Here is a 19,300-nt window from a genome sequence, read left to right as displayed (position 1 = left end):
CAGAGTGTCAGCGTTCGGCAGATCGTCTCAGGATCTCGGAGGTTCGCACCGGCCGCGCGGCGGGTGTAGCCTGGGCGCATGCGTGCACGCTCGCTTCTCCTTAGCTGCCGCGACGAGGCCTCGATCTAGGGCCCCCCTCGTCGCGGAGCTTGTTGTCGGCCCGCTCACTTGACGAGGAAGAAGCGACCCATGAAGAACAACCAGAAGCCCTCGAGCATGCCGGTCCACCGGTACCGCCCGTACCACGAGCAGCTCACCGTCCATCTGCCGGACCGCACCTGGCCGGATGCCCGCATCACCGCACCGCCGCGCTGGTGCGCGGTCGACCTGCGCGACGGCAACCAGGCGCTCATCGATCCGATGAGCCCCGAGCGCAAGCGCGTCATGTTCGACCTGCTGGTCAGCCTGGGCTACAAGGAGATCGAGGTCGGCTTCCCCTCGGCGAGCCAGACGGACTTCGACTTCGTCCGCCAGCTCATCGAAGACGACCTCATCCCCGACGACGTGACCATCCAGGTGCTGACCCAGGCGCGCGAGCACCTCATCGAGCGCACGTACGAATCGATCGCCGGTGCGAAGCAGGCCATCGTGCACCTCTACAACTCGACGAGCGTGCTGCAGCGCGACGTCGTCTTCCGCACCGACAAGCAGGGCATCATCGACATCGCCGTCGACGGCGCGCGCCTGTGCCGCAGCTTCGAGCACCGCATCCCCGAGACCAAGGTCTACTACGAGTACTCGCCCGAGAGCTACACGGGCACCGAGCTCGAGTTCGCTCTCGACGTCTGCAACCAGGTGCTCGAGGTGTTCGAACCGACACCCGACCGCAAGGTCATCATCAACCTGCCAGCGACCGTCGAGATGGCGACGCCGAACGTGTACGCGGACTCGATCGAGTGGATGAGCCGGAACCTGGCGCACCGCGAGAACGTGATCCTCTCGCTGCACCCGCACAACGACCGCGGCACGGCGATCGCCGCAGCCGAGCTGGGCTACATGGCGGGTGCGGACCGCATCGAGGGTTGCCTGTTCGGCAACGGCGAGCGCACCGGCAACGTCGACCTCGTCGCGCTGGGCATCAACCTGCTGACGCAGGGGATCGACCCGCAGATCGATTTCAGCGACATCGACCAGGTCAAGCGCACCGTCGAGTACTGCAACCAGCTGCCGGTGCCGGAGCGCAGCCCGTGGGCGGGCGACCTGGTCTTCACCGCGTTCAGCGGGTCGCACCAGGACGCCATCAAGAAGGGCTTCGAGGCCATGGAGGCCCGCGCCGTCTCGGACGGCGTGACGCTGGACGACCTCGAATGGGCCGTGCCGTACCTGCCGATCGACCCGAAGGACCTCGGTCGCTCGTACGAGGCCGTCATCCGGGTGAACTCGCAGTCCGGCAAGGGCGGTGTGGCCTATCTGCTCAAGACCGACCATGCTCTCGACCTGCCGCGGAGGCTCCAGATCGAGTTCTCGGGGGTCGTTCAGGCGAAGACGGATGCCGACGGCGGCGAGGTGACGAGCGACCAGATCTGGTCCATCTTCACCGACGAGTACCTGCCGTCGACCGTCGCGGATGAGCGGTGGGGTCGATTCGAACTCGTCGCCACCCGTACGCAGAGCGACATGTCGGGCGATGTGTCACTCGAGGTCACGCTGCGCGACGGCGACGATCGGGTCGACGCATCCGGTCACGGCAACGGCCCGGTGGCCGCATTCCTCGAGGTCGTCCGCGCACAGGGGTTCGACGTCGTCCTGTACGACTACGTCGAGCACGCCCTGAGCGCCGGCGGCGACGCGCAGGCGGCCGCGTACGTCGAGCTGCAGGTCGATGGCGAGCGCCTGTGGGGCGTCGGCATCGACGGTGACATCTCCACCGCGTCGCTCAAGGCGATCGTGTCGGGCGTCAATCGGGCGATCCGCACGCGCGAGCGCGAGGGTGTGCTGACCAGCGCCTAAGTCGTGGCCGCGGTCCGCGACGCCGTCGTCGTCGCGGGCTGCGGCGCAGGTCTGCTGAGCAGCGCCGCGACAAGGAAGCAGACTCCGCCGAGGAACGTGCCGGCATTCGCCCAGAGCTCGTTCACCAGGTTGCCGGTTTCGGGGATGACGTAGGCCCCGATCGCGGAGATGCCGAAGAACACCGAGCCGGCCATGTTCAGCCACGTGCACTGCCAGGTTCGCGCGAGCGGGTCCCAGAGGCGGTCGCGCTCGGTCGTCGCCACGACGGCGAAGGCACTGGCCACGAGGAATGCGATCGACCCGAGGGCGTCCGGTCGCCATCCGCCGCTGTCCCCGGGCGACTGGATCGCAACGATGAGGGCTTCCGTGGTGCTGACGTTGAAGAAGAGGGTTCCCACGAACTGGACTGCCGCTGCCCACCAGTCGAAGACATTCGGTCGGTCGGTGTCGCGTCGGGGTGGTTTGCGGCCGCTCAGTGCGAGCTGGATGCCGGCGGCGGCGGTGAAGAACAGCGCACCGACGAAGAACGTGGCGGCATCGAGGACCGGGCCGACCGCAGTCGCGTACCAAGGGACTGCGCCGACCATGAAGAAAAGGGATCCGATCGCGAAGCCCCACGCTTCGCGCCGCAGTCGCAGTCCGGTGTCGTGCGTCATGATCCGAGCGTAGAGCCGGTGGTGCGTGGGAACGTCACTCCCGGAGCATGACGCAGAGCCCGATGCGGTCCCAATAGCATGAGCGGCATGACGATCACGAATGAGCCCGCGCACCGCGCAGAGCCCGCCCACGCCTTCACCGGTATCGGCGATCAGAACCAGCTCAACCCCCTCTTCGCACGGGCAGGTGAGGCAACCGACTTCCCGCTCAACCAGCTCCCGCCGAGCGAGTCCCTCCCCGAGACGGCCTACCAGGTCGTCCACGACGAGGCGATGCTCGACGGCAACTCGAGGCTCAACCTCGCCACCTTCGTCGGCACGTGGATGGATCCCCACGCCGATCGGCTGTACTCCGAGACCGCCGACAAGAACATGGTCGACAAGGACGAGTACCCGCAGACCGCGGCCATCGAGACGCGCTGCTGGAAGATGATCGCGACGCTGTGGAATTCGCCCGACACCGAGAACTCGATCGGCACATCGACGATCGGGTCATCGGAAGCCTGCATGCTGGGCGGTCTTGCCCTCAAGCGCCGCTGGCAGCTCGCGCGACGCGCGGCCGGCACGTCGACCGAGAAGCCGAACCTCATCCTCTCGAGCGCCGTGCAGGTGTGCTGGGAGAAGTTCTGCAACTACTGGGACGTCGAACCGCGCTACGTCCCGATCACGGACGAGCACAAGTGCCTCGACGGTCACGACCTCGAAAAGTACGTCGATGAGAACACCATCGGCGTCGTCGCCATCATGGGCGTGACGTACACGGGTGTCTACGAGCCCGTCGCCGAGATCGCGAAGGCGCTCGACAAGATCCAGGCCGACACCGGACTCGACATCCCGATTCACGTCGATGGCGCATCCGGCGGCATGATCGCACCGTTCCTGCAGCCCGAGCTCGAGTGGGACTTCCGTGTGGAGCGGGTCGCGTCGATCAGCACCTCGGCGCACAAGTACGGCCTCGTCTACCCGGGCCTCGGCTGGGTGGTGTGGCGGACGGTCGACGATCTCCCCGCGGAGCTCGTGTTCGATGTCACCTATCTCGGCGGCCACATGCCGAGCTTCGCCCTGAACTTCTCACGACCGGGCGCCCAGGTGCTCCTGCAGTACTACCTGTTCCTGCGCCTGGGGTGGGACGGATACTACAAGGTGCAGAAGGCATCCCAGGATGTCGCCGTCTATCTCGCCGGCGAGATCGCCAAGATGCCGGCGTTCGACCTGTGGAACGACGGCACGGACATCCCGGTCTTCGCGTGGCGGCTGACGAAGGACTACACCGACAAGTGGAACCTGTATCACTTGTCCGAGCGCCTTCGCCTCAAGGGCTGGCTGATCCCCGCCTACCCGATGCCCGATGACCTCACCGATGTCGTCGTCCAGCGGATCGTGGTGCGGAACGGACTGAGCCGCAACCTCGCGGAGAGCCTCGTGGTCGACATCCAGGAAGCGGTCGCCTACCTCGACGCACTCGAGTCACCGATGCCGACCGAGGGACTGATCTCGACCTTCACTCACTGACCGTCACTGCTTGACGATCGGGATCGCAGAGGTCTCGACCGCGACCTTGCGCAGATGGAGTGCGCGCTGCTCTGGCAGCGAGATGTCGAACATCACGGCGAGCAGCCGGATGGCGGTGGTGACGGCGACGCCGACGGAGGCGGCGACGACCAGATCGGCGCCGAACGCGTCCATCGTCGCGACGACCAGGCACCCGACACCGGCGGCGACGGCGTAGAGCGAGCCGACATGCATGATGGCGACCGGAAGTCCCATGATCACGTCGCGCAGGATGCCGCCGCCCACAGCGGAACAGACCCCCACGAACACCGCGGGGATGAGTGGCAGTCCGAGCACCAGGGCCTTGCTGGTGCCGAACGCGCCGAAGAGTCCTATCACGAGGGCGTCGAGGCCGACGATCACGGCATTGAGACGTCGGAAGAGGCCGGCGAGCAGCATCCCGACCAATGCGGCTCCGGTCGCGGTGATCAGGTACCAGTTGCTCTGCAGGGTGACAGGGGTCACATTCAGCAGCAGATCGCGGATGAGGCCGCCGCCCATGCCCATGACGATTCCGATGATCGTGACTCCGAGCAGGTCGAGTCGGCGCTGACCACGGAATCCGGATGCGAACAGGGCTCCCTGCACACCGCCGAGGCCGACCGCGATGAGGTCCGCCCACAGCGGGATAACGAAGAGCTTCTCATCCACGCCTCCATTGTGGGCGTCCGACTGCGCGACACCGGTGCGCACCGCCGTCGACCTGCGTGCGCGCCGCCGAGCCGGCGGGGGAGGCGGCGGCCATAATTGAGTGGTGCCCACCTACCGCGACGAGGTCGTGGTCCTCCGCACCCACAAGCTGGGCGAGGCGGATCGGATCGTGACGATGCTGAGCCGCCGTCACGGCAAGGTCCGGGCGGTGGCCAAGGGCGTTCGTCGCACGTCGTCGCGGTTCGGCGCGCGGCTCGAGCCGTTCATGGTGGCCGACGTGCTGCTGTACCAGGGCCGATCGCTCGACATCGTCCAGCAGGCCGAGTCGCTGGGCTCGTATGGCGCCGACATCGCGGTGCACTACGACCGCTACACCTCGGCGCACGCCATGGTGGAGGCGGCGGACCGGCTGAATGAGGCCGAGGCGACAGTCGAGCAGTACCTGCTGCTGGTCGGCGGGCTGCGAGCCCTCGCCGCCGGCGATCACGCATCGCGCAGCATCCTCGACTCCTACCTGCTGCGCGCGATGTCGCTCTCGGGATGGGCGCCCGGCCTGACCGAATGCGCCCGCTGCGGTGCACCCGGACCGCACGACTCGTTCGTCGCGCAGCTCGGCGGGATGGTGTGCCGCGATTGCGCGCCCGCCGGATCCGCCCGAGTCGATCCGTCGACCGCGAGGCTGCTGCAGTCCCTGCTCTCGGGCGACTGGGCGGACGTGGATGCCGCATCCGCCGGATCGTCCGGCGCGGCGTCGGGGCTCGTCGCGGCGTACGCGCAGTGGCACCTCGAGCGCGGCATCCGCTCGCTCGAGCACGTCTCCTTCAGCGCTCCGGGAACGCACGGATGACCCCGAAGCCGTTCACGCACCGGGATGCCGTCGCGTACCGCGCCGTGGACTGGACGGGGCTGTACCCGCCGGCTTTCCCGAAGGGTGCGGTGCCGAAGCACGTCGCGATCGTGATGGACGGCAACGGGCGATGGGCAAACCGCCAGGGCCTGACCCGGATCGAGGGTCACAAGGCGGGGGAGTCGGCACTGCTGGATGTCGTCGCGGGCGCGATCCAGGCCGGCGTCAAGCACCTCTCGGTGTATGCCTTCTCGACGGAGAACTGGTCTCGCTCGCCTGACGAGGTGCGATTCCTGATGGGGTTCAACCGTGACGTGCTTCATCGCCGCCGCGATCAGCTGAACGAGTGGGGCGTCCGCGTCCGGTGGTCGGGAAGACGCCCGCGCCTGTGGTCCAGCGTCATCAAGGAGCTGCAGTTCGCCGAGCGTCTGACCGCCGGCAACGATGTGCTGACCCTCACGATGTGCGTGAACTACGGCGGTCGGGTCGAGCTCGTCGACGCGGTGCGGGCGATCGGCGACGACATCGCCGCGGGGCGGATCAAGCCCTCTGCGGTGACCGAGAAGCTCATCCAGAAGCGGCTCTATCAGCCCGACATGCCCGACGTCGACCTGTTCATCCGCTCGAGCGGCGAGCAGCGCACCTCCAACTTCCTGCTGTGGGAGTCTGCGTACGCCGAGTTCGTCTTCCTCGACACGCTGTGGCCGGATTTCTCGCGGACCGACCTCTGGCGCGCGATCGAGCTGTACCTCGACCGCGATCGCCGTTTCGGGGGCGCGGTCGACATCCCCGAGCCGCCTGCGCTCTGACTCCCTCCGGCAATGGGTCCCCGAGCGAATCCTGCGAGCGTCGGAGGGCTCCCGCCCGGTGACGGAATAGCCGGAGGGCCGCACGCGGTTGTGCCTGGCATGACGGATGCCATCAAGATCGACGTGTGGAGTGACATCGCCTGCCCCTGGTGCTACATCGGCAAGCGCAATCTCGAGAAGGGATTGGCTGAAGCGTCGACGGATGACAACGCTCCTCGGGTGGAGGTGACGTACCACTCGTTCGAGCTCTCGCCCGACACCCCGACCGACTTCGAGGGCGACGAGTCGGCATACCTCGCCCAGCACAAGGGGATCTCGGCCGATCAGGCGCGGCAGATGCTCGAGCGCGTCACCGGTGTCGCGGCCGCGGCGGGCCTGGAGTACCGCTTCGATCTGCTCAAGCACACGAACACCGTCAAGGCGCACGAGCTGCTCCACTTCGCCAAGGAGCAGGGCCGCCAGCTCGACCTCGCCGAGCGCCTGATGTCGGCCTACTTCACCGAGGGCCGCCACCTCGGTCGCGATGACGAGCTCGTCTCCCTCGCGACGGACGTGGGGCTGAACGCCGCGGATGCCCGCGAGGCGCTGCAGAGCGGACGATTCCTGCCCGCCGTCCGGACCGACCAGGCGCAGGCCGAGGCCTACGGAATCAACGGCGTCCCGTTCTTCGTGATCGACGGCAAGTACGGCGTGTCAGGGGCGCAGCCCGCCGAGGCGTTCACGCAGATCGTCCGTCAGGTGTGGGCCGAGCACCGCGAGTCCGTCGAGGCCTAGTTCGCCGCCCGGCAGAGGTCAGCGCGGGAGGTGCTGCTCGATGACCTCGACGATGGCCGGGTCGTCGGGCTTCACCTGCGGGCGGAAGCGGTGCACATCGCCCTGTGGCGTCAGCACGAACTTCTCGAAGTTCCACACGACCGGACCCTTGTTCCCCTCGGCGTCCCGCGCCTTCTTGAGAGCCTTGTAGATCGGCGCAGCCTTGCCGCCGTTAACTTTCACCTTGTCGAGGATCGGAAAGCTGACGCCCCACGTCACCGAGCAGTACTCGAGGATCTCGTCCATCGATCCCGGCTCTTGACCCATGAACTGATTGCACGGGAATCCGAGCACCGTGAAGCCACGGTCGGCGTACGCGCGCTGCAGCTTCTCGAGCTGCTCGTACTGGGGAGTGAGGCCGCACTTCGAAGCGACGTTGACGATCAGCACCACGTCATCGGCGTAGTCCGACAGCGTCGCGGTCGCGCCATCGGCCGTATGGAACGGGATCCGGCGAAGGTCTGTGAGCGTGGCCGCTGTCATATATGCAGGCTAATGCACCCGCTTCGGGAGGAGCCGCGCGGCGGTGGGTCTCGCACCGCCCGCACAGCGCATGTCTGGGAGAATAGGAGGGTGACCATCGCCCTTGCCCCCGAGCGGACCCTTCGCATCGGTCCGATCGCGCTCGACGCCCCCGTCGTGCTCGCGCCGATGGCGGGCATCACGAACACCGCCTTCCGCCGACTGTGCCGCGAATACGGCGCCGGACTGTACGTCAGCGAGATGATCACGTCACGCGCGCTGGTGGAGCGCAATGCGACCACCATGCGGCTCATCACCCACCACGAGTCCGAGACGCCGCGATCGATCCAGCTGTACGGCGTCGACCCGGCGACTGTCGAAGGCGCCGTCCGGGTGCTCGTCGAAGAGGACCGGGCCGACCACATCGATCTGAACTTCGGATGCCCGGTGCCCAAGGTGACACGCAAAGGCGGCGGCGCCGCGCTCCCGTGGAAGCTCGAGCTCTTCCGAGACATCGTCACCCGAGCCGCCCGCGCCGCCGGCGACATCCCGCTCACAGTGAAGATGCGGAAGGGCATCGACTCCGACCATCTCACCTACCTCGATGCCGGTCGGATCGCCGAGGACGCCGGAGTCGCGGCCGTCGCGCTGCACGCCCGGACAGCTGCCGAGTTCTACTCCGGCCAGGCGGACTGGTCGGCGATCGCGAAGCTCAAAGAGGCCGTGACGAGCGTTCCGGTACTCGGCAACGGCGACATATGGTCTGCAGAAGATGCCGTGCGCATGATGGACGAGACCGGGTGCGACGGCGTGGTGGTCGGTCGTGGCTGCCTCGGCCGACCCTGGCTGTTCGGTGACCTGGCGCGAGCTTTGGGGCCCTCGACGGACTCAGGGGCGGGTGAGGTGGACGCCACCCTGGGCTTCGTCGCGGATGCCTTCCGCCGCCATGCGGAGCTGCTGGTCGAGTTCTTCGAGGACGAGGATCGCGGCTGCCGCGATATCCGCAAGCACGTCGCCTGGTACTTCAAGGGCTATCCGGTGGGCGGCGACACGCGCGCGAGGCTGGCGACGGCGTCGAGCCTCGCCGAGATCGACGAGCTGCTCGCGACCCTCGAGCTCGACGCGCCCTACCCCGGTGCGGCCGCCGAGGGACAGCGCGGACGCGCGGGCACTCCGAAGCGACCCGCACTGCCCGACGGCTGGCTCGACTCCCGTGAGCTCGGGGTCGAGGCATCCTGTGCCCTTGCCGAAGCGGAGCTCGACCACAGTGGCGGCTGACGGCGACGCCTCCGTGGCGATGGGATTCGCGGCGGAGCGACCCGCAGGCTATGACGACGAGGATGTCGAGCGCTTCCATCGGGAACACCACCGCTCGCAGCGCGATCACTTCGCCCGCGACCGCGCGCGAGTCCTGCATTCGGCTGCGCTGCGGCGGCTCGCCGCCAAGACCCAGGTGCTGAGTCCCGCGAGCCCCGCGGACTTCGCGCGCAATCGCCTGACCCACTCCCTCGAGGTCGCCCAGGTCGGTCGCGAGCTCGCGACCGAGCTGCGCCTCGCGCCTGACGTCGTCGACACCGCGTGTCTGAGTCATGACCTCGGCCACCCGCCGTTCGGGCACAATGGCGAGCGAGCACTGAACGACTGGGCCGAAGACATCGGTGGGTTCGAGGGCAACGCGCAGACCCTTCGGATCGTGACGCGGCTCGAACCGAAGGTGGTCGATGCCTCGGGCCGCGCCTTCGGGCTGAACCTCACCCGTGCCAGCCTCGACGCGACGTGCAAGTATCCGTGGACGGCAGAGCATCCGGTTCCCGATGCGAGCGGACGCAACAAGTTCGGCGTATACCCCGAGGACGAAGAGGTCTTCCGCTGGATGCGCGAGGGCGCACCTGGGCGCGTCCGATGCATCGAGGCCGAGGTCATGGACCTCGCCGACGACATCGCCTACTCCGTTCACGACTTCGAGGATGCGGTCGTGAACCGCTACCTCGACCCGCAGCGGCTCTCAGACGTCCGCGAGCACCAGGCGCTGCTGAGCGCGATTCAGGCGTGGGTCGGCTACGACTTCACGCGAGACGAGCTGGCCGATGCCCTGTACCGACTCATGCGGCTTCCGGAATGGATCCAGAGCTTCGACGGCTCACGGGCGGCGCTCGGCCACCTGAAGAACCTGACGTCCGACCTGATCGGCCGTTTCGCGCGTGCCGCGACCGCGGCCACGCGCGAGGCATATGCCGGCCCCGTCCTCACCCGCTACCGTGGGCACGTCGTCGTGCCGCACGTCATCGAGGCCGAGATGGCGGTTCTCAAGGGGACGATCGGCGCATTCGTCGTCTCCATCGAGGGGCGCAAGAGCATCTACAGGGAGCAGCGTCGCGTGATCAAGCGGCTCGCGTCGGCGCTGTGGGAGATGCCCGAGAACCTCGACACGATCCACAGCGAGGACTTCGCCGTCGCCGGGACGGACGCCGCCCGTCGGCGCGTCGTCGTCGATCAGGTGGCAAGCCTGACCGACCGCTTCGCGATCGCCTGGCACCAACGGCTCGTCGGCGAGGTCGATGTCGCCGGGCTGGGGATCTGGATGCCGGGGATCCGCCCTGTGCCGCCCGCCCTGCACGCGCTCCCCGAACCGCTCGAGGGCTTCTGATGGCCGGACGCATCAGGCAGGCCGATGTCGACGAGGTGAAGGCGCGCACCGACATCGCCGACATCATCGGGGAACGGGTCGCCCTCAAGAGCGCCGGCGTGGGCGCGATGAAGGGTCTGTGCCCCTTCCACGACGAGCGCAGCCCGAGCTTCAACGTGCGCCCGCAGGCGGGGTTCTATCACTGCTTCGGGTGCGGCGAGTCGGGCGATGTCTACTCGTTCCTCCGCCAGATGGACCATCTTTCGTTCACCGAGGCGGTCGAGCGGCTGGCCGCGCGCATCGGATACTCGCTGCACTACGAGGACGGGGGAGCAACTCCCGACAACAGCGGTCGCACGCGCCTGTACGCCGCCAACGCCGCTGCGGCGGAGTTCTTCCGGTCGCAGCTCGCCACATCCGAGGCTGTCGCCGCCCGGAGCTTTCTCGGAGAGCGTGGATTCGACGCCGGCGCCGCGGCGCACTTCGGCGTGGGCTATGCACCGAAGGGCTGGTCCGGAATGCACTCCGCGATGCGCTCTGCGGGCTTCTCCGACGACGAGCTCACCGCGGCCGGGCTCGTGTCGCAGGGACAGCGGGGGGTCTACGACCGGTTCCGTGGCCGCGTCATCTGGCCGATCCGCGATGTCACGGGCCAGGTGATCGGCTTCGGCGCGCGGCGGCTGTACGACGATGACAACGGCCCGAAGTACCTCAACACGCCCGAGACCACGATCTACAAGAAGGCGCAGGTGCTCTACGGGCTCGACCTCGCCAAACGCGACATCTCGCGCGAGCACCGCGTCGTGGTCGTCGAGGGCTACACCGACGTGATGGCGTGCCATCTCGCCGGGATCACGACGGCGATCGCCACATGCGGCACGGCATTCGGATCCGATCACATCACGGTGCTGCGCCGTGTCATGGGCGACGACTCGACCGCCGGTGAGGTGGTGTTCACGTTCGATCCGGATGCCGCGGGCCAGAAGGCGGCGCTCCGGGCCTTCGCGGACGCCAAGCGCTTCAATGCCCAGACGTATGTCGCCACCGGTCCCGAGGGTCTCGATCCGTGCGACCTGAGACTGCAGCGCGGCGACGGCGCCGTTCGCGCCCTGATGGAGCTCAAGGTGCCGATGGTGGAGTTCGTGATCGACCAGCGGATCTCGGGCTACGACTTCGCCAGCGTCGAAGGACGCGTGGGCGCCCTGCGAGCCGCGGCGCCCGTCGTCGCGGAGCTGCGCGACCCGCTCCTCCAGCCCGAATACGTTCGGGTGCTCGCCCGGCGGCTCGGCCTCGACACCGAGGACGTGCGGCGCGAAGTGGAGCGGGCCGGCCGCGGCGGCCCGACCCGCGAGGCGACGCCGGTCTCGACAGACGACGAGGGCCCGACCCGGGTGACGATCGCGTCACTGCCGAAGGCGGCGGATGTCGCGCTCGAGCGCGATGCGCTGATGGGATTCCTCCAGTTCGGTCATCGTATCGACGACGCCCTGCTCCGGCGTGCCGTGAGTCTGCCGTTCCGGCATCCGGCACTCGATGCCGTGCGCGAGGCGGTGAACTCGGCTCCCGATATCTCTCGGCCCGGTTGGGCTGCGGATGCCGTGGGTTCGGTGCGCGAGCCCTACCGCTCTCTCGCGGCCGAACTGCTGACCACCGACTTCCCGGCTCTCACCGACGAGGCAGCCGTGGCATCGACGGCGGACCTGGCACGGCGACTGGTCGCCCGCACGCTCGACCGAGAGAAGGCTGAGCTGCTGGGCGCGATCCAGCGGGTCGCCGCCGGCTCGACGGAGGGTCGCGTCATCCGTCTGCGCCTGCGCGAACTCGACGTCGAACGCCAGAGTCTCGCCGCTGACGCATGACATCCGAGCGTCCGGCTGGCTTCTGGCGCCCGCGCACGCCAGGATGAGCATATGGCTCGACGAAGAGAGGCCGACGTGGCGATCCGCTGCGTGGATCTGTCGATCGCCCGCGCGACCCGCGGTGGCCCGGCTCAGCGAGTCATCGACGGTGTGTCGTTCGTGCTGCCGCACGCCGGGACTCTTGCGGTCATGGGTCCCACCGGCTCCGGCAAATCCAGCCTCGCCACAGTCCTCGCGGGCACGGACGAGATGGGACTCGCCGTGGTCGGCGGCGACGCGCTCGTGGAGGGCGTCCGCGCGCGACGACCGGGGCGCGACCACCGGTATCTGGCCTACGTGACCGGGCATCTGGCGCAGTCCGCGGGTGCGTCCCTGCCTGCGCGCCAGACGGTCTCGGAGGTGATCGGCGAGCCGATCACCAGTCGCGATCGCCACGTCAACCAGCGAGCACTCGCCGTGCGGGTGGCCACGCTTCTCGATGAGCTGATGCTGCCGCTCGGCGCCGCGGCGAAATACCCCTACGAACTCAGCGCCGGCATGCGGCAGCGCGTCGCGTTCGCGCGCTCGCTCGTGCTGCAGCCACGAATCTTCATCGCCGACGAGCCGTTCTCGAACATGGATGTCGAAGTCCGCAAGGCGGCGCGCGACGCCATCATCCGCCGTCGGCGTGAGTACGGGATGTCGGCGCTCATCGTGACCAACGAGGTCGAGGTGGTGCGCGAACTCGATGCGGATGTGCTGCTGCTGCGCGGCGGGCACGCGATCGCTTACGGACACGGCACCAGCGACCTGCTGTGGACGCCCAGCGGGGAGGCCGACAGGCGGCTGATCACCTCGTGACGTGCACGAGCACACCCCCGGCTTTGATAACATAGTCGGGTTGCCCACGCGAGCGGGCATGATCCTCGGTAGCTCAATTGGCAGAGCAATCGGCTGTTAACCGATAGGTTCTTGGTTCGAGTCCAAGCCGGGGAGCGAACGGCTCAGGACTCCACTCCTGGGCCGTTCTTCGTTTGCGCGGCGGTCAGGGTTCGATGGCGTCGACGCCAGGAGTCCACGCCTGACCGGGACGGCCCCAACCCCGCTTGCGAGCGATCTTCTGCGCCGTCTTCCAGTCCGAGTCGTCGAGTCGATCGACGTAGAGCACGCCGTCCAGGTGGTCGAACTCGTGCTGCATGATGCGTGCTCGCCAGCCGTCCACCTCGATGCGGACCGGCTCCCCGTCGAGGTCCGTACCGGTCACCAGCACCGACTCGGATCGGCGGAGCGGGAACCGCTCACCGGGGAACGAGAGGCACCCCTCCGACTCTTCGTCGGGGTCCGGGGCGCCCGGCTCGAGCGGCCGCATCCACAGCTCCGGATCGATGAGCACGCCGCGCCACGGCACACCGTCGTCGTCGGCGTAGTTGTAGGTGTAGATCCGCAGCGACACACCGACCTGCGGAGCCGCGAGGCCCACGCCGGGCGCGGCATCCATCGTCTCGAACATATCGGCGACGAGAGAACGGATGTCGTCGGTGATGTCTCCGACCGGTGCGGCAGGAGCGTGAAGGACGGGGTCACCCATGATGCGAATCGGCAGAACGGCCACGCAATGAGCCTAGCGATCGACATCGGCGGCTATGGTCGAAACGTGGTGTTGACGGCGGACGGGCTCGAGGGCGTAGGCGACACTCTGGTCGGCGTGTTTCAGAACCCCGGTCTGCTCATCGGCATCCCGCTCGCTCTTCTGGGCGCCGTGTTCATGTCGTTCGGCGCGCAGTATCAGCACCGCGGCGTGACCAAGGTCGAGAAGCTGAGCGGCTCTGGCGCCGCGGGCGGCCTCAACGGCGCACAGCTGAAGCGCCTGCTCACCCGGCCCTCGTGGGTGGTCGGCACCGTCATGCTGGGGCTCGCGATCGTGTGCCAGCTCGCCGCGCTCTCGTACGCTCCACTGATCGTGGTGCAGCCACTCGGAGCGATCGCGCTCGTCATCACGACCCTCCTCAACGCGCAGATCAGCGGCCACCGCCCGACGCGGAGGTCGCTCATCGCCATCGCGGCATGTGTCGGCGGCATCTTCGTGTTCGTGACGATCGCGGCGCTCTACGCGATCGACTCTCCTGTCTCCGACCGCCAGCTCATCGTGATCCTGCTGCTGCTCCTGGTCGTCACTCTGGTGTTCGCCGGCCTCTGGATCTGGCGGCGCAAGCGCATGGGGGCGCTGTTCTACATCACGGCCGCGGGCGTCATCTACGGTTTCGTGGCGACCCTCGCAAAGGTCGTGATCACACGCATCCAGTTCGGCGACTTCGAGGGGCTCACCTTCATCTGTCTCGCCGCGCTCCTGATCGTCGCGGCTGTCGGCGCCTACTTCGTGCAGACGGCGTACTCCTCCGGACCGCCCGATCTCGTCATCGCCGGACTCACCGTCATCGACCCGATCGTCGCCATCCTGATCGGCCTCATCGTCCTCAATGAGACAGCCGGCGCCCCCATTTGGGTCTACTTCGCATTCGCCGCCGTCGGCGCTGTCGCCGTCTGGGGGGTGTTCCAGCTGGCCCGCTACCACCCTCAGATCCTCAGCAACAGTCAAGAGCATGCGATCCAGCGCGGAAGTTCAGGGGGCCCGGATGTCGCCCACCCGAGCACGGGATCCATCCGCGTCACCGAAGCCGTCTCGAAGGTCTGGCCCGACCCGCCGGTCAAGGACAAGGGCGACGGTCAGGACCGCTGACGTCGCACGGAGTCAGTCGCGCGGGTCGACCTCGATCACGATGCGTCCCTCTTCGAGGCGGCCCTTGTCGCCGGGCGTCGGTGCGGGCGCGGGCAGTTCCACCTGGGCTTCCCAGGTCGCGCGAGCATCTTCGGCGGACGGCCGCCAGACCGCATCGAAGCCGATGCCGACAGCCGCGAACGAGCCGCCGCCGCCCTCGAGCTGACGCCGGAGATTGTCGCGCTTGAGACGAGGAGCCAGGCCGACCGCGATGAGGGCGACCGTGAGCACGGCAATGATGACGAGCCAGGCGATCACATCCACCGCACGATCATCGCATGACCGGCTGAATACCCGCCAGGCGATAGGCTTTCTGCCGCGGGGCGGTGGCCAAGCTGGTCAAGGCAGCGGGCTCATAACCCGACGATCGTGGGTTCAAGTCCCACCCGCCCCACGAAGAGACGAGCCGTCCGAAAGGGCGGCTCGTCTCTTCGTGGCGCGACAGCATGCTCACATCGCGGCGCCGATGTACGAGTACTTGACGAACACCTCCGGTGCGAGGCCCGCCTCCTCTAGCACTCCCTGCACCGCCGTCAGCATGTACTTGGAATCCCATCCCATGTACAGGAACTGCGCCTCACCGAGGACATCCCACTGTCCGTTCCAGGCCCGGGCGGCGAAGATCGGCCCGCCGCGTCGAGCGCTGAAGGCGACCACGTCGTCGCGCGAGTCGGCCCAGAGTCGCTTGAACACGCGGTTGAAGAGGTACTTGACGTCGTGCACCTCCCAGTGCTCGCCGCGATACTCCACGTACTCGAACTCGCGCTGCCAGCCCGGCGGCCAGCCTCGGCGTCGCTGCGCGTCGAGGATCGGCGTGAGATCGTCGTCATCGATTCCGACGGTCGCCGGGCGCTCCCAGATCTGCACGAAGTCGGAGGTGAGCCGGGAGGTGCGCTCGCCGATCGCCGCCGTGCCCCACGCAGCGACACCCGTGAGTTCTCTCGTGGCCGCGACCTCGCTGCGTGCGTAGATCGAGTCGCGCTTCCGAGGGAAAGGTGCATCCAGCGCTCGCTCGGCGAGCGGCTCCTCGAGCAGTGTCAGGTTCCCGAGGGTCTGCGCGAGGGCGCGATGACTGTTCTGCTCGTCTTCGCTGTAGTCAGCCCACTCACGAACCCCGTCGCCGCTCCAGGCGTTGCCGGGCGACAGCGGGAAGATGTGCTCGACCTCCAGATCGTTGAGTCGATCGACGCCCGCGAGGCGCCCGAGCACGTATGGGGCGTGCGGCAGATCACCGTACTTGAGTGCAACGCGCACCCGTTCGTCAGATGGTGTGATCCGGGCGATCGCATGCACGAGACTCGCGGTGCCCTCCGCGCGAGCACGACACAGCCGGGCGACCAGGTGGTTCGTCGTGACGCCGACGACCGTGCGGCGCAGGAAGAGCGCCTGGATGTGCTCGAGGATGCGCGCGAACGACTCGCGATCGATGATCCCTTGCGCATGATCCCGGTATGCCCGCATGACGAGCGGGTAGGTGCTTCGACCGAACGTGTTGACGTAGCCGAGCTGGCGGCGGATCTCGGCATCCCGCTCCTGCGACGGATCCAGCAGGACGCGATAGATGTCCGAGTACTCCCGCCACTCCGCCGCGTGGCGGCGCAGCGTACCGAGGTCGAGACGCGGAAACTCGTGCCGGAACGCGTCGTACACGCCTCGCGGGCCGGCTACGGCGACCTCACGGCCGGTCGACATGACCATGTAGTGCCGCCAGAAGCTGCCGATCGACTCACCGGTGTTCTGCTCGACCGGAATCCAGAACGACTCCTCGATCTCGCTCTGCTCGGAGTGCGAGAGTCCCATCAGCACGTAGTTGTGGATCAGTTCATGGTCGCGAAGCGGCTCGCCGGTGGAGTTCAGACTCTCGAACGTCTGCTGCGCGTTCGCGTCGGCGCCGAGCGAGATCGCGACGTGCTCGAGCTTCTGCAGTCCCCGCCAGATGCGAGGTGCTTCTTCGGCGAGGATCTGGCTGCGGAAGAACGCGTAGTTGTCGTCGAAGCGGGAGTCTCGCGGCTCGTCTCCGGGCAGCCTCCGGTCGAGGACGACGCCCTCGAACACCTCCGCCCACGCGCGATGGGGGCGCAGCTTGGTGCGGGTCGGATCGTCGGCCCTGACGAGCACTCGCTCGAGCTCGGCGGCGAGCGATGGGTCATCCGTCCGCACCGTGTGGTGAAGGGCCGCGATGAGCAGCATCAGCGTCGTGATCCGCTGCTGCCCGTCGATGAGGACGAGCTCCGAGGCATCGCCGTTGCTCCTGGTCGACAGGATCGAGCCGATGAAGTGCGTCTCGCGTTCGCCCGCCGCGGCGACATCCCGGATGTCGGAGAGCAGCTGTTCGCAGCCGCCGATGTCCCACCGATACTGGCGCTGGTAGACCGGCACCACGATGCTGGTCTCGCCCGCTGACAGCCATGCGATCGTGTTGACGGCGTTCGCATCGACATTCGTCGCAGTGACCATGATCTCGCTTCGTGTTCCCTAACCGGTGTCTGCGCGGAGCGCGCATCCTGATCCACGACACGGCACTCGACCGAAGGGGAGTCTAACCGAGGCGGATGCCGCATCCGGATCCGAAGCGCGGTGCGGCGCGTGGCGCACCCAGGGGCGTCGAGGACCCCGCGGGTAGGCTTGCCTTAGTCGGGCCTGTTAAAACGTGCTGGCCCCCTACGAAAGGCTGATCCACCTCATGGGTTACATCAAGTCCGCCGCTCTCGAAGAGACCGGCTACGTCGTCCTCGACAGCTACAACCAGGAGCTCGATCCGAAGGAGTGGCTCGACATCGAGTACAACGACTGGAAGTCGTCCGGCGACACCCGCTTCGCACCGCTGGCGAGCGCCTTCGGCGAGATCGAGTGCAACGGGTTCTGGAACCACAAGCCGCCGCGCACCGACAAGGACGGCGTCTGGATCGACTCACAGGTCGCGAAGGCTCCGAATCTCACGCGCCGCGCCCAGGAGCCCGGTGCCAACGTCGGTCGCTGCCGTGTCATCGAGCTGCAGCCCACTCCGTACGGAGACACCCTCTACAACCTGCACCAGGACGACAACAATCGCCTGAACCCTGACGGCACCGGCTGGGTCGTCCGCGGCTTCTTCAACCTCACCGACGACAAGGACAGCTTCTTCGTCCTGCGCGACAATCGCACCGACCCCGAGGGCGAGACGCGCATCGCGCTTCCCGCCGGGGCTCAGCTCATCATCGACACCCAGCGCCTCTGGCACGCCGCGACCCACGTGGGCACCGAACCGCGGTACAACCTCATCACGTCCTGGACCTCGGGCCCCGAGCTCGACGCCTACATCGAGAAATACCACGGCGTGAACAAGGTCGAGAACTTCCCGGTCGACCAGGACATCCTCGACGCCGGCTACCTCGAGCAGGCCAGGAAGGACGCCGCTCGCGCCGCGTACTACGCGGCGAAGGGCCAGGTCGAGGTCCAGGCCATGAGCGAGGCCTGACGCGCGGATCCGCCACGGATGCCCCGGCTCACGCAGTCGGGGCATCCGTCGCGCTGGATTCGGGTCGAATCACATGCTTGTCATTTCACCGCCGCGTGCGCGATAATGGGCCACAGCACAACTGAACAGCCACGAATCCCGTTTCAGGTCGTTGGGGAAGACGCACCTGACGAACGGAGAGATCATGGCGACACCACAGGCGCGTGGAGTGATCTATATTCACTCTGCGCCACGAGCATTATGCCCCCACCTCGAGTGGGCCGTTGGTCGCGCCCTCGGGCGCGGAGTCAGCTTCGACTGGGCCGACCAGCCCGTCCTCGGCGGCAGTCGGCGCGCGGAGTACTACTGGGAAGGTGCCGCGGGCACCGGTGCTGCGCTGGCCACTGCGATCCGCGGCTGGGAGCATCTGCGGTTCGAGGTGACCGAAGACCCCACGCCACGCAGTGATGGCGGCAGGTGGCTGCATACTCCGGGCCTGGGCATCCACTACGCGCAGACCGATTCCGCAGGCAACGTCGTGATCGGCGAGGACCGCCTCCGGTACGCCATGGAAGTTGCGGCCGGCGATGCTTTCGAGCTTCACCGTGAGCTGCACGTCGCGCTCGGGGCGGCGTGGGACGAGGAGCTCGAACCCTTCCGTCATGCCAGTGACGACGCTCCGGTGGTGTGGCTTCACAAGGTCGGATGACGCGACCCCTCGCCGGTACGCGAGCGTCGCACGACAACTCCACAAGACTCAGGCGGCTGAGGCGCAAATACCGATGCTCGGAAGACGGATGTCCCGGGCCGCGGGAACGCGAATCACCGCCTGACACGACAGACGCCCCCGGCAGGCTTCCCCGGGGGCGTCTTCGTGTGACGCTT

The 19,300-nt window shown here is 67.6% G+C and carries 18 protein-coding genes and 2 tRNA genes; 14 read left to right on the top strand and 6 right to left on the bottom strand.

Annotation, left to right across the window (positions count from 1 at the left end; genetic code table 11):
- The first annotated feature begins 189 nt into the window (after positions 1 to 189).
- Positions 190 to 1,950 (top strand): 2-isopropylmalate synthase, encoded by a 1,761-nt coding sequence (gene leuA / locus ABD188_RS12850; RefSeq protein WP_344062838.1) that lies wholly within the window; start codon positions 190 to 192, stop codon positions 1,948 to 1,950.
- On the opposite strand, the gene ABD188_RS12845 is transcribed toward leuA, so the two are convergent.
- Entirely contained in the window at positions 1,947 to 2,606 is a 660-nt protein-coding gene (locus ABD188_RS12845) for a hypothetical protein (protein WP_344062835.1), read from the bottom strand. The genes leuA and ABD188_RS12845 overlap by 4 nt on opposite strands.
- 87 nt (positions 2,607 to 2,693) lie before the next feature.
- Between ABD188_RS12845 and gad the strand changes: the two genes are divergently transcribed.
- Positions 2,694 to 4,118: a glutamate decarboxylase gene (gene gad, locus ABD188_RS12840; RefSeq protein ID WP_344062832.1), complete on the top strand. Its 1,425-nt coding sequence runs from the start codon at positions 2,694 to 2,696 to the stop codon at positions 4,116 to 4,118.
- 3 nt (positions 4,119 to 4,121) lie between these two features.
- Here gad and ABD188_RS12835 read toward each other — a convergent pair whose 3' ends face one another.
- Positions 4,122 to 4,808, bottom strand: a complete 687-nt coding sequence (locus ABD188_RS12835; protein WP_344062830.1) for a trimeric intracellular cation channel family protein — start codon at positions 4,806 to 4,808, stop codon at positions 4,122 to 4,124.
- A 103-nt stretch (positions 4,809 to 4,911) separates the two neighbouring features.
- Here ABD188_RS12835 and recO point away from each other — a divergent pair, with 103 nt between their 5' ends.
- The 3 genes from recO to ABD188_RS12820 all read left to right on the top strand — a co-directional run bounded on the left by recO (position 4,912) and on the right by ABD188_RS12820 (position 7,238).
- Positions 4,912 to 5,655 carry a DNA repair protein RecO gene (gene recO / locus ABD188_RS12830; RefSeq protein ID WP_344062827.1) on the top strand — a complete coding sequence of 248 codons (744 nt, stop codon included), beginning with the start codon at positions 4,912 to 4,914 and terminating at the stop codon, positions 5,653 to 5,655.
- The gene (locus tag ABD188_RS12825) at positions 5,652 to 6,464 is read left to right on the top strand and encodes an isoprenyl transferase (protein WP_344062825.1); all 813 of its coding nucleotides are present in this window, start codon (positions 5,652 to 5,654) and stop codon (positions 6,462 to 6,464) included. Before recO ends, ABD188_RS12825 begins: the two co-directional genes overlap by 4 nt.
- A 99-nt stretch (positions 6,465 to 6,563) precedes the next feature.
- The gene (locus tag ABD188_RS12820) at positions 6,564 to 7,238 is read left to right on the top strand and encodes a DsbA family oxidoreductase (protein WP_344062823.1); all 675 of its coding nucleotides are present in this window, start codon (positions 6,564 to 6,566) and stop codon (positions 7,236 to 7,238) included.
- Between the two features lie 18 nt (positions 7,239 to 7,256).
- Here ABD188_RS12820 and ABD188_RS12815 read toward each other — a convergent pair whose 3' ends face one another.
- Entirely contained in the window at positions 7,257 to 7,760 is a 504-nt protein-coding gene (locus tag ABD188_RS12815) for a glutathione peroxidase (protein ID WP_344062821.1), read from the bottom strand.
- A gap of 90 nt (positions 7,761 to 7,850) precedes the next feature.
- Here ABD188_RS12815 and dusB point away from each other — a divergent pair, with 90 nt between their 5' ends.
- From dusB to ABD188_RS12790, 5 genes are all read left to right on the top strand, one after another.
- A complete protein-coding gene (gene dusB / locus ABD188_RS12810) occupies positions 7,851 to 9,017 on the top strand; it encodes a tRNA dihydrouridine synthase DusB (RefSeq protein WP_344062818.1) in 1,167 nt (388 codons plus the stop codon).
- 19 nt (positions 9,018 to 9,036) lie between these two features.
- Complete coding sequence (locus ABD188_RS12805; protein ID WP_344067092.1) at positions 9,037 to 10,386, top strand: deoxyguanosinetriphosphate triphosphohydrolase; 1,350 nt, start codon at positions 9,037 to 9,039, stop codon at positions 10,384 to 10,386.
- Positions 10,386 to 12,224, top strand: coding sequence for a DNA primase (gene dnaG, locus ABD188_RS12800; RefSeq protein ID WP_344062815.1), 1,839 nt, complete (start codon positions 10,386 to 10,388; stop codon positions 12,222 to 12,224). The genes ABD188_RS12805 and dnaG overlap by 1 nt, the downstream gene beginning before the upstream one ends.
- A gap of 51 nt (positions 12,225 to 12,275) precedes the next feature.
- Positions 12,276 to 13,064 carry an ATP-binding cassette domain-containing protein gene (locus tag ABD188_RS12795; RefSeq protein WP_344062812.1) on the top strand — a complete coding sequence of 263 codons (789 nt, stop codon included), beginning with the start codon at positions 12,276 to 12,278 and terminating at the stop codon, positions 13,062 to 13,064.
- Between the two features lie 62 nt (positions 13,065 to 13,126).
- A tRNA-Asn gene (locus ABD188_RS12790) sits at positions 13,127 to 13,199 on the top strand.
- A 49-nt stretch (positions 13,200 to 13,248) separates the two neighbouring features.
- On the opposite strand, the gene def is transcribed toward ABD188_RS12790, so the two are convergent.
- The gene (gene def / locus ABD188_RS12785) at positions 13,249 to 13,815 is read right to left on the bottom strand and encodes a peptide deformylase (protein WP_344062809.1); all 567 of its coding nucleotides are present in this window, start codon (positions 13,813 to 13,815) and stop codon (positions 13,249 to 13,251) included.
- A 3-nt stretch (positions 13,816 to 13,818) separates the two neighbouring features.
- On the opposite strand from def, the gene ABD188_RS12780 reads away from it, so the two are divergent.
- Entirely contained in the window at positions 13,819 to 14,940 is a 1,122-nt protein-coding gene (locus ABD188_RS12780) for a DMT family transporter (RefSeq protein ID WP_344062806.1), read from the top strand.
- A gap of 12 nt (positions 14,941 to 14,952) precedes the next feature.
- On the opposite strand, the gene ABD188_RS12775 is transcribed toward ABD188_RS12780, so the two are convergent.
- Positions 14,953 to 15,243 carry a hypothetical protein gene (locus tag ABD188_RS12775; RefSeq protein WP_344062803.1) on the bottom strand — a complete coding sequence of 97 codons (291 nt, stop codon included), beginning with the start codon at positions 15,241 to 15,243 and terminating at the stop codon, positions 14,953 to 14,955.
- 56 nt (positions 15,244 to 15,299) lie between these two features.
- Between ABD188_RS12775 and ABD188_RS12770 the strand changes: the two genes are divergently transcribed.
- Positions 15,300 to 15,373, top strand: a tRNA-Ile gene (locus ABD188_RS12770).
- A 56-nt stretch (positions 15,374 to 15,429) separates the two neighbouring features.
- Here the strand turns inward: ABD188_RS12770 and ABD188_RS12765 are convergent.
- The gene (locus ABD188_RS12765) at positions 15,430 to 17,436 is read right to left on the bottom strand and encodes a DUF262 domain-containing protein (RefSeq protein ID WP_344062800.1); all 2,007 of its coding nucleotides are present in this window, start codon (positions 17,434 to 17,436) and stop codon (positions 15,430 to 15,432) included.
- A 226-nt stretch (positions 17,437 to 17,662) separates the two neighbouring features.
- Between ABD188_RS12765 and ABD188_RS12760 the strand changes: the two genes are divergently transcribed.
- Both ABD188_RS12760 and ABD188_RS12755 read left to right on the top strand, forming a co-directional pair.
- Entirely contained in the window at positions 17,663 to 18,436 is a 774-nt protein-coding gene (locus ABD188_RS12760) for a hypothetical protein (protein WP_344062797.1), read from the top strand.
- Positions 18,437 to 18,620: 184 nt separating this feature from the next.
- A complete protein-coding gene (locus ABD188_RS12755) occupies positions 18,621 to 19,124 on the top strand; it encodes a DUF3145 domain-containing protein (protein ID WP_344062794.1) in 504 nt (167 codons plus the stop codon).
- Positions 19,125 to 19,300 lie beyond the last annotated feature (176 nt).

This window comes from Microbacterium pumilum (genome assembly GCF_039530225.1).
Lineage (GTDB): Bacteria > Actinomycetota > Actinomycetes > Actinomycetales > Microbacteriaceae > Microbacterium > Microbacterium pumilum.
The sequence above is the reverse complement of the archived record's forward strand: the minus strand, read 5'-3'. Positions and strand labels throughout refer to the sequence as shown.

Excerpts from the sequence above, each read along its gene's own strand:
- ABD188_RS12825 (WP_344062825.1), top strand. The coding sequence starts at position 5,652 with ATGACCCCGAAGCCGTTCACGCACCGGGATGCCGTCGCGTACCGCGCC.
- ABD188_RS12755 (WP_344062794.1), top strand. The coding sequence starts at position 18,621 with ATGGCGACACCACAGGCGCGTGGAGTGATCTATATTCACTCTGCGCCA.
- ABD188_RS12795 (WP_344062812.1), top strand. The coding sequence starts at position 12,276 with ATGGCTCGACGAAGAGAGGCCGACGTGGCGATCCGCTGCGTGGATCTG.
- gad (WP_344062832.1), top strand. The coding sequence starts at position 2,694 with ATGACGATCACGAATGAGCCCGCGCACCGCGCAGAGCCCGCCCACGCC.
- ABD188_RS12780 (WP_344062806.1), top strand. The coding sequence starts at position 13,819 with ATGAGCCTAGCGATCGACATCGGCGGCTATGGTCGAAACGTGGTGTTG.
- ABD188_RS12805 (WP_344067092.1), top strand. The coding sequence starts at position 9,037 with ATGGGATTCGCGGCGGAGCGACCCGCAGGCTATGACGACGAGGATGTC.
- leuA (WP_344062838.1), top strand. The coding sequence starts at position 190 with ATGAAGAACAACCAGAAGCCCTCGAGCATGCCGGTCCACCGGTACCGC.
- dnaG (WP_344062815.1), top strand. The coding sequence starts at position 10,386 with ATGGCCGGACGCATCAGGCAGGCCGATGTCGACGAGGTGAAGGCGCGC.
- ABD188_RS12815 (WP_344062821.1), bottom strand. The coding sequence starts at position 7,760 with ATGACAGCGGCCACGCTCACAGACCTTCGCCGGATCCCGTTCCATACG.
- ABD188_RS12760 (WP_344062797.1), top strand. The coding sequence starts at position 17,663 with ATGGGTTACATCAAGTCCGCCGCTCTCGAAGAGACCGGCTACGTCGTC.
- ABD188_RS12820 (WP_344062823.1), top strand. The coding sequence starts at position 6,564 with ATGACGGATGCCATCAAGATCGACGTGTGGAGTGACATCGCCTGCCCC.
- ABD188_RS12845 (WP_344062835.1), bottom strand. The coding sequence starts at position 2,606 with ATGACGCACGACACCGGACTGCGACTGCGGCGCGAAGCGTGGGGCTTC.
- ABD188_RS12765 (WP_344062800.1), bottom strand. The coding sequence starts at position 17,436 with ATGGTCACTGCGACGAATGTCGATGCGAACGCCGTCAACACGATCGCA.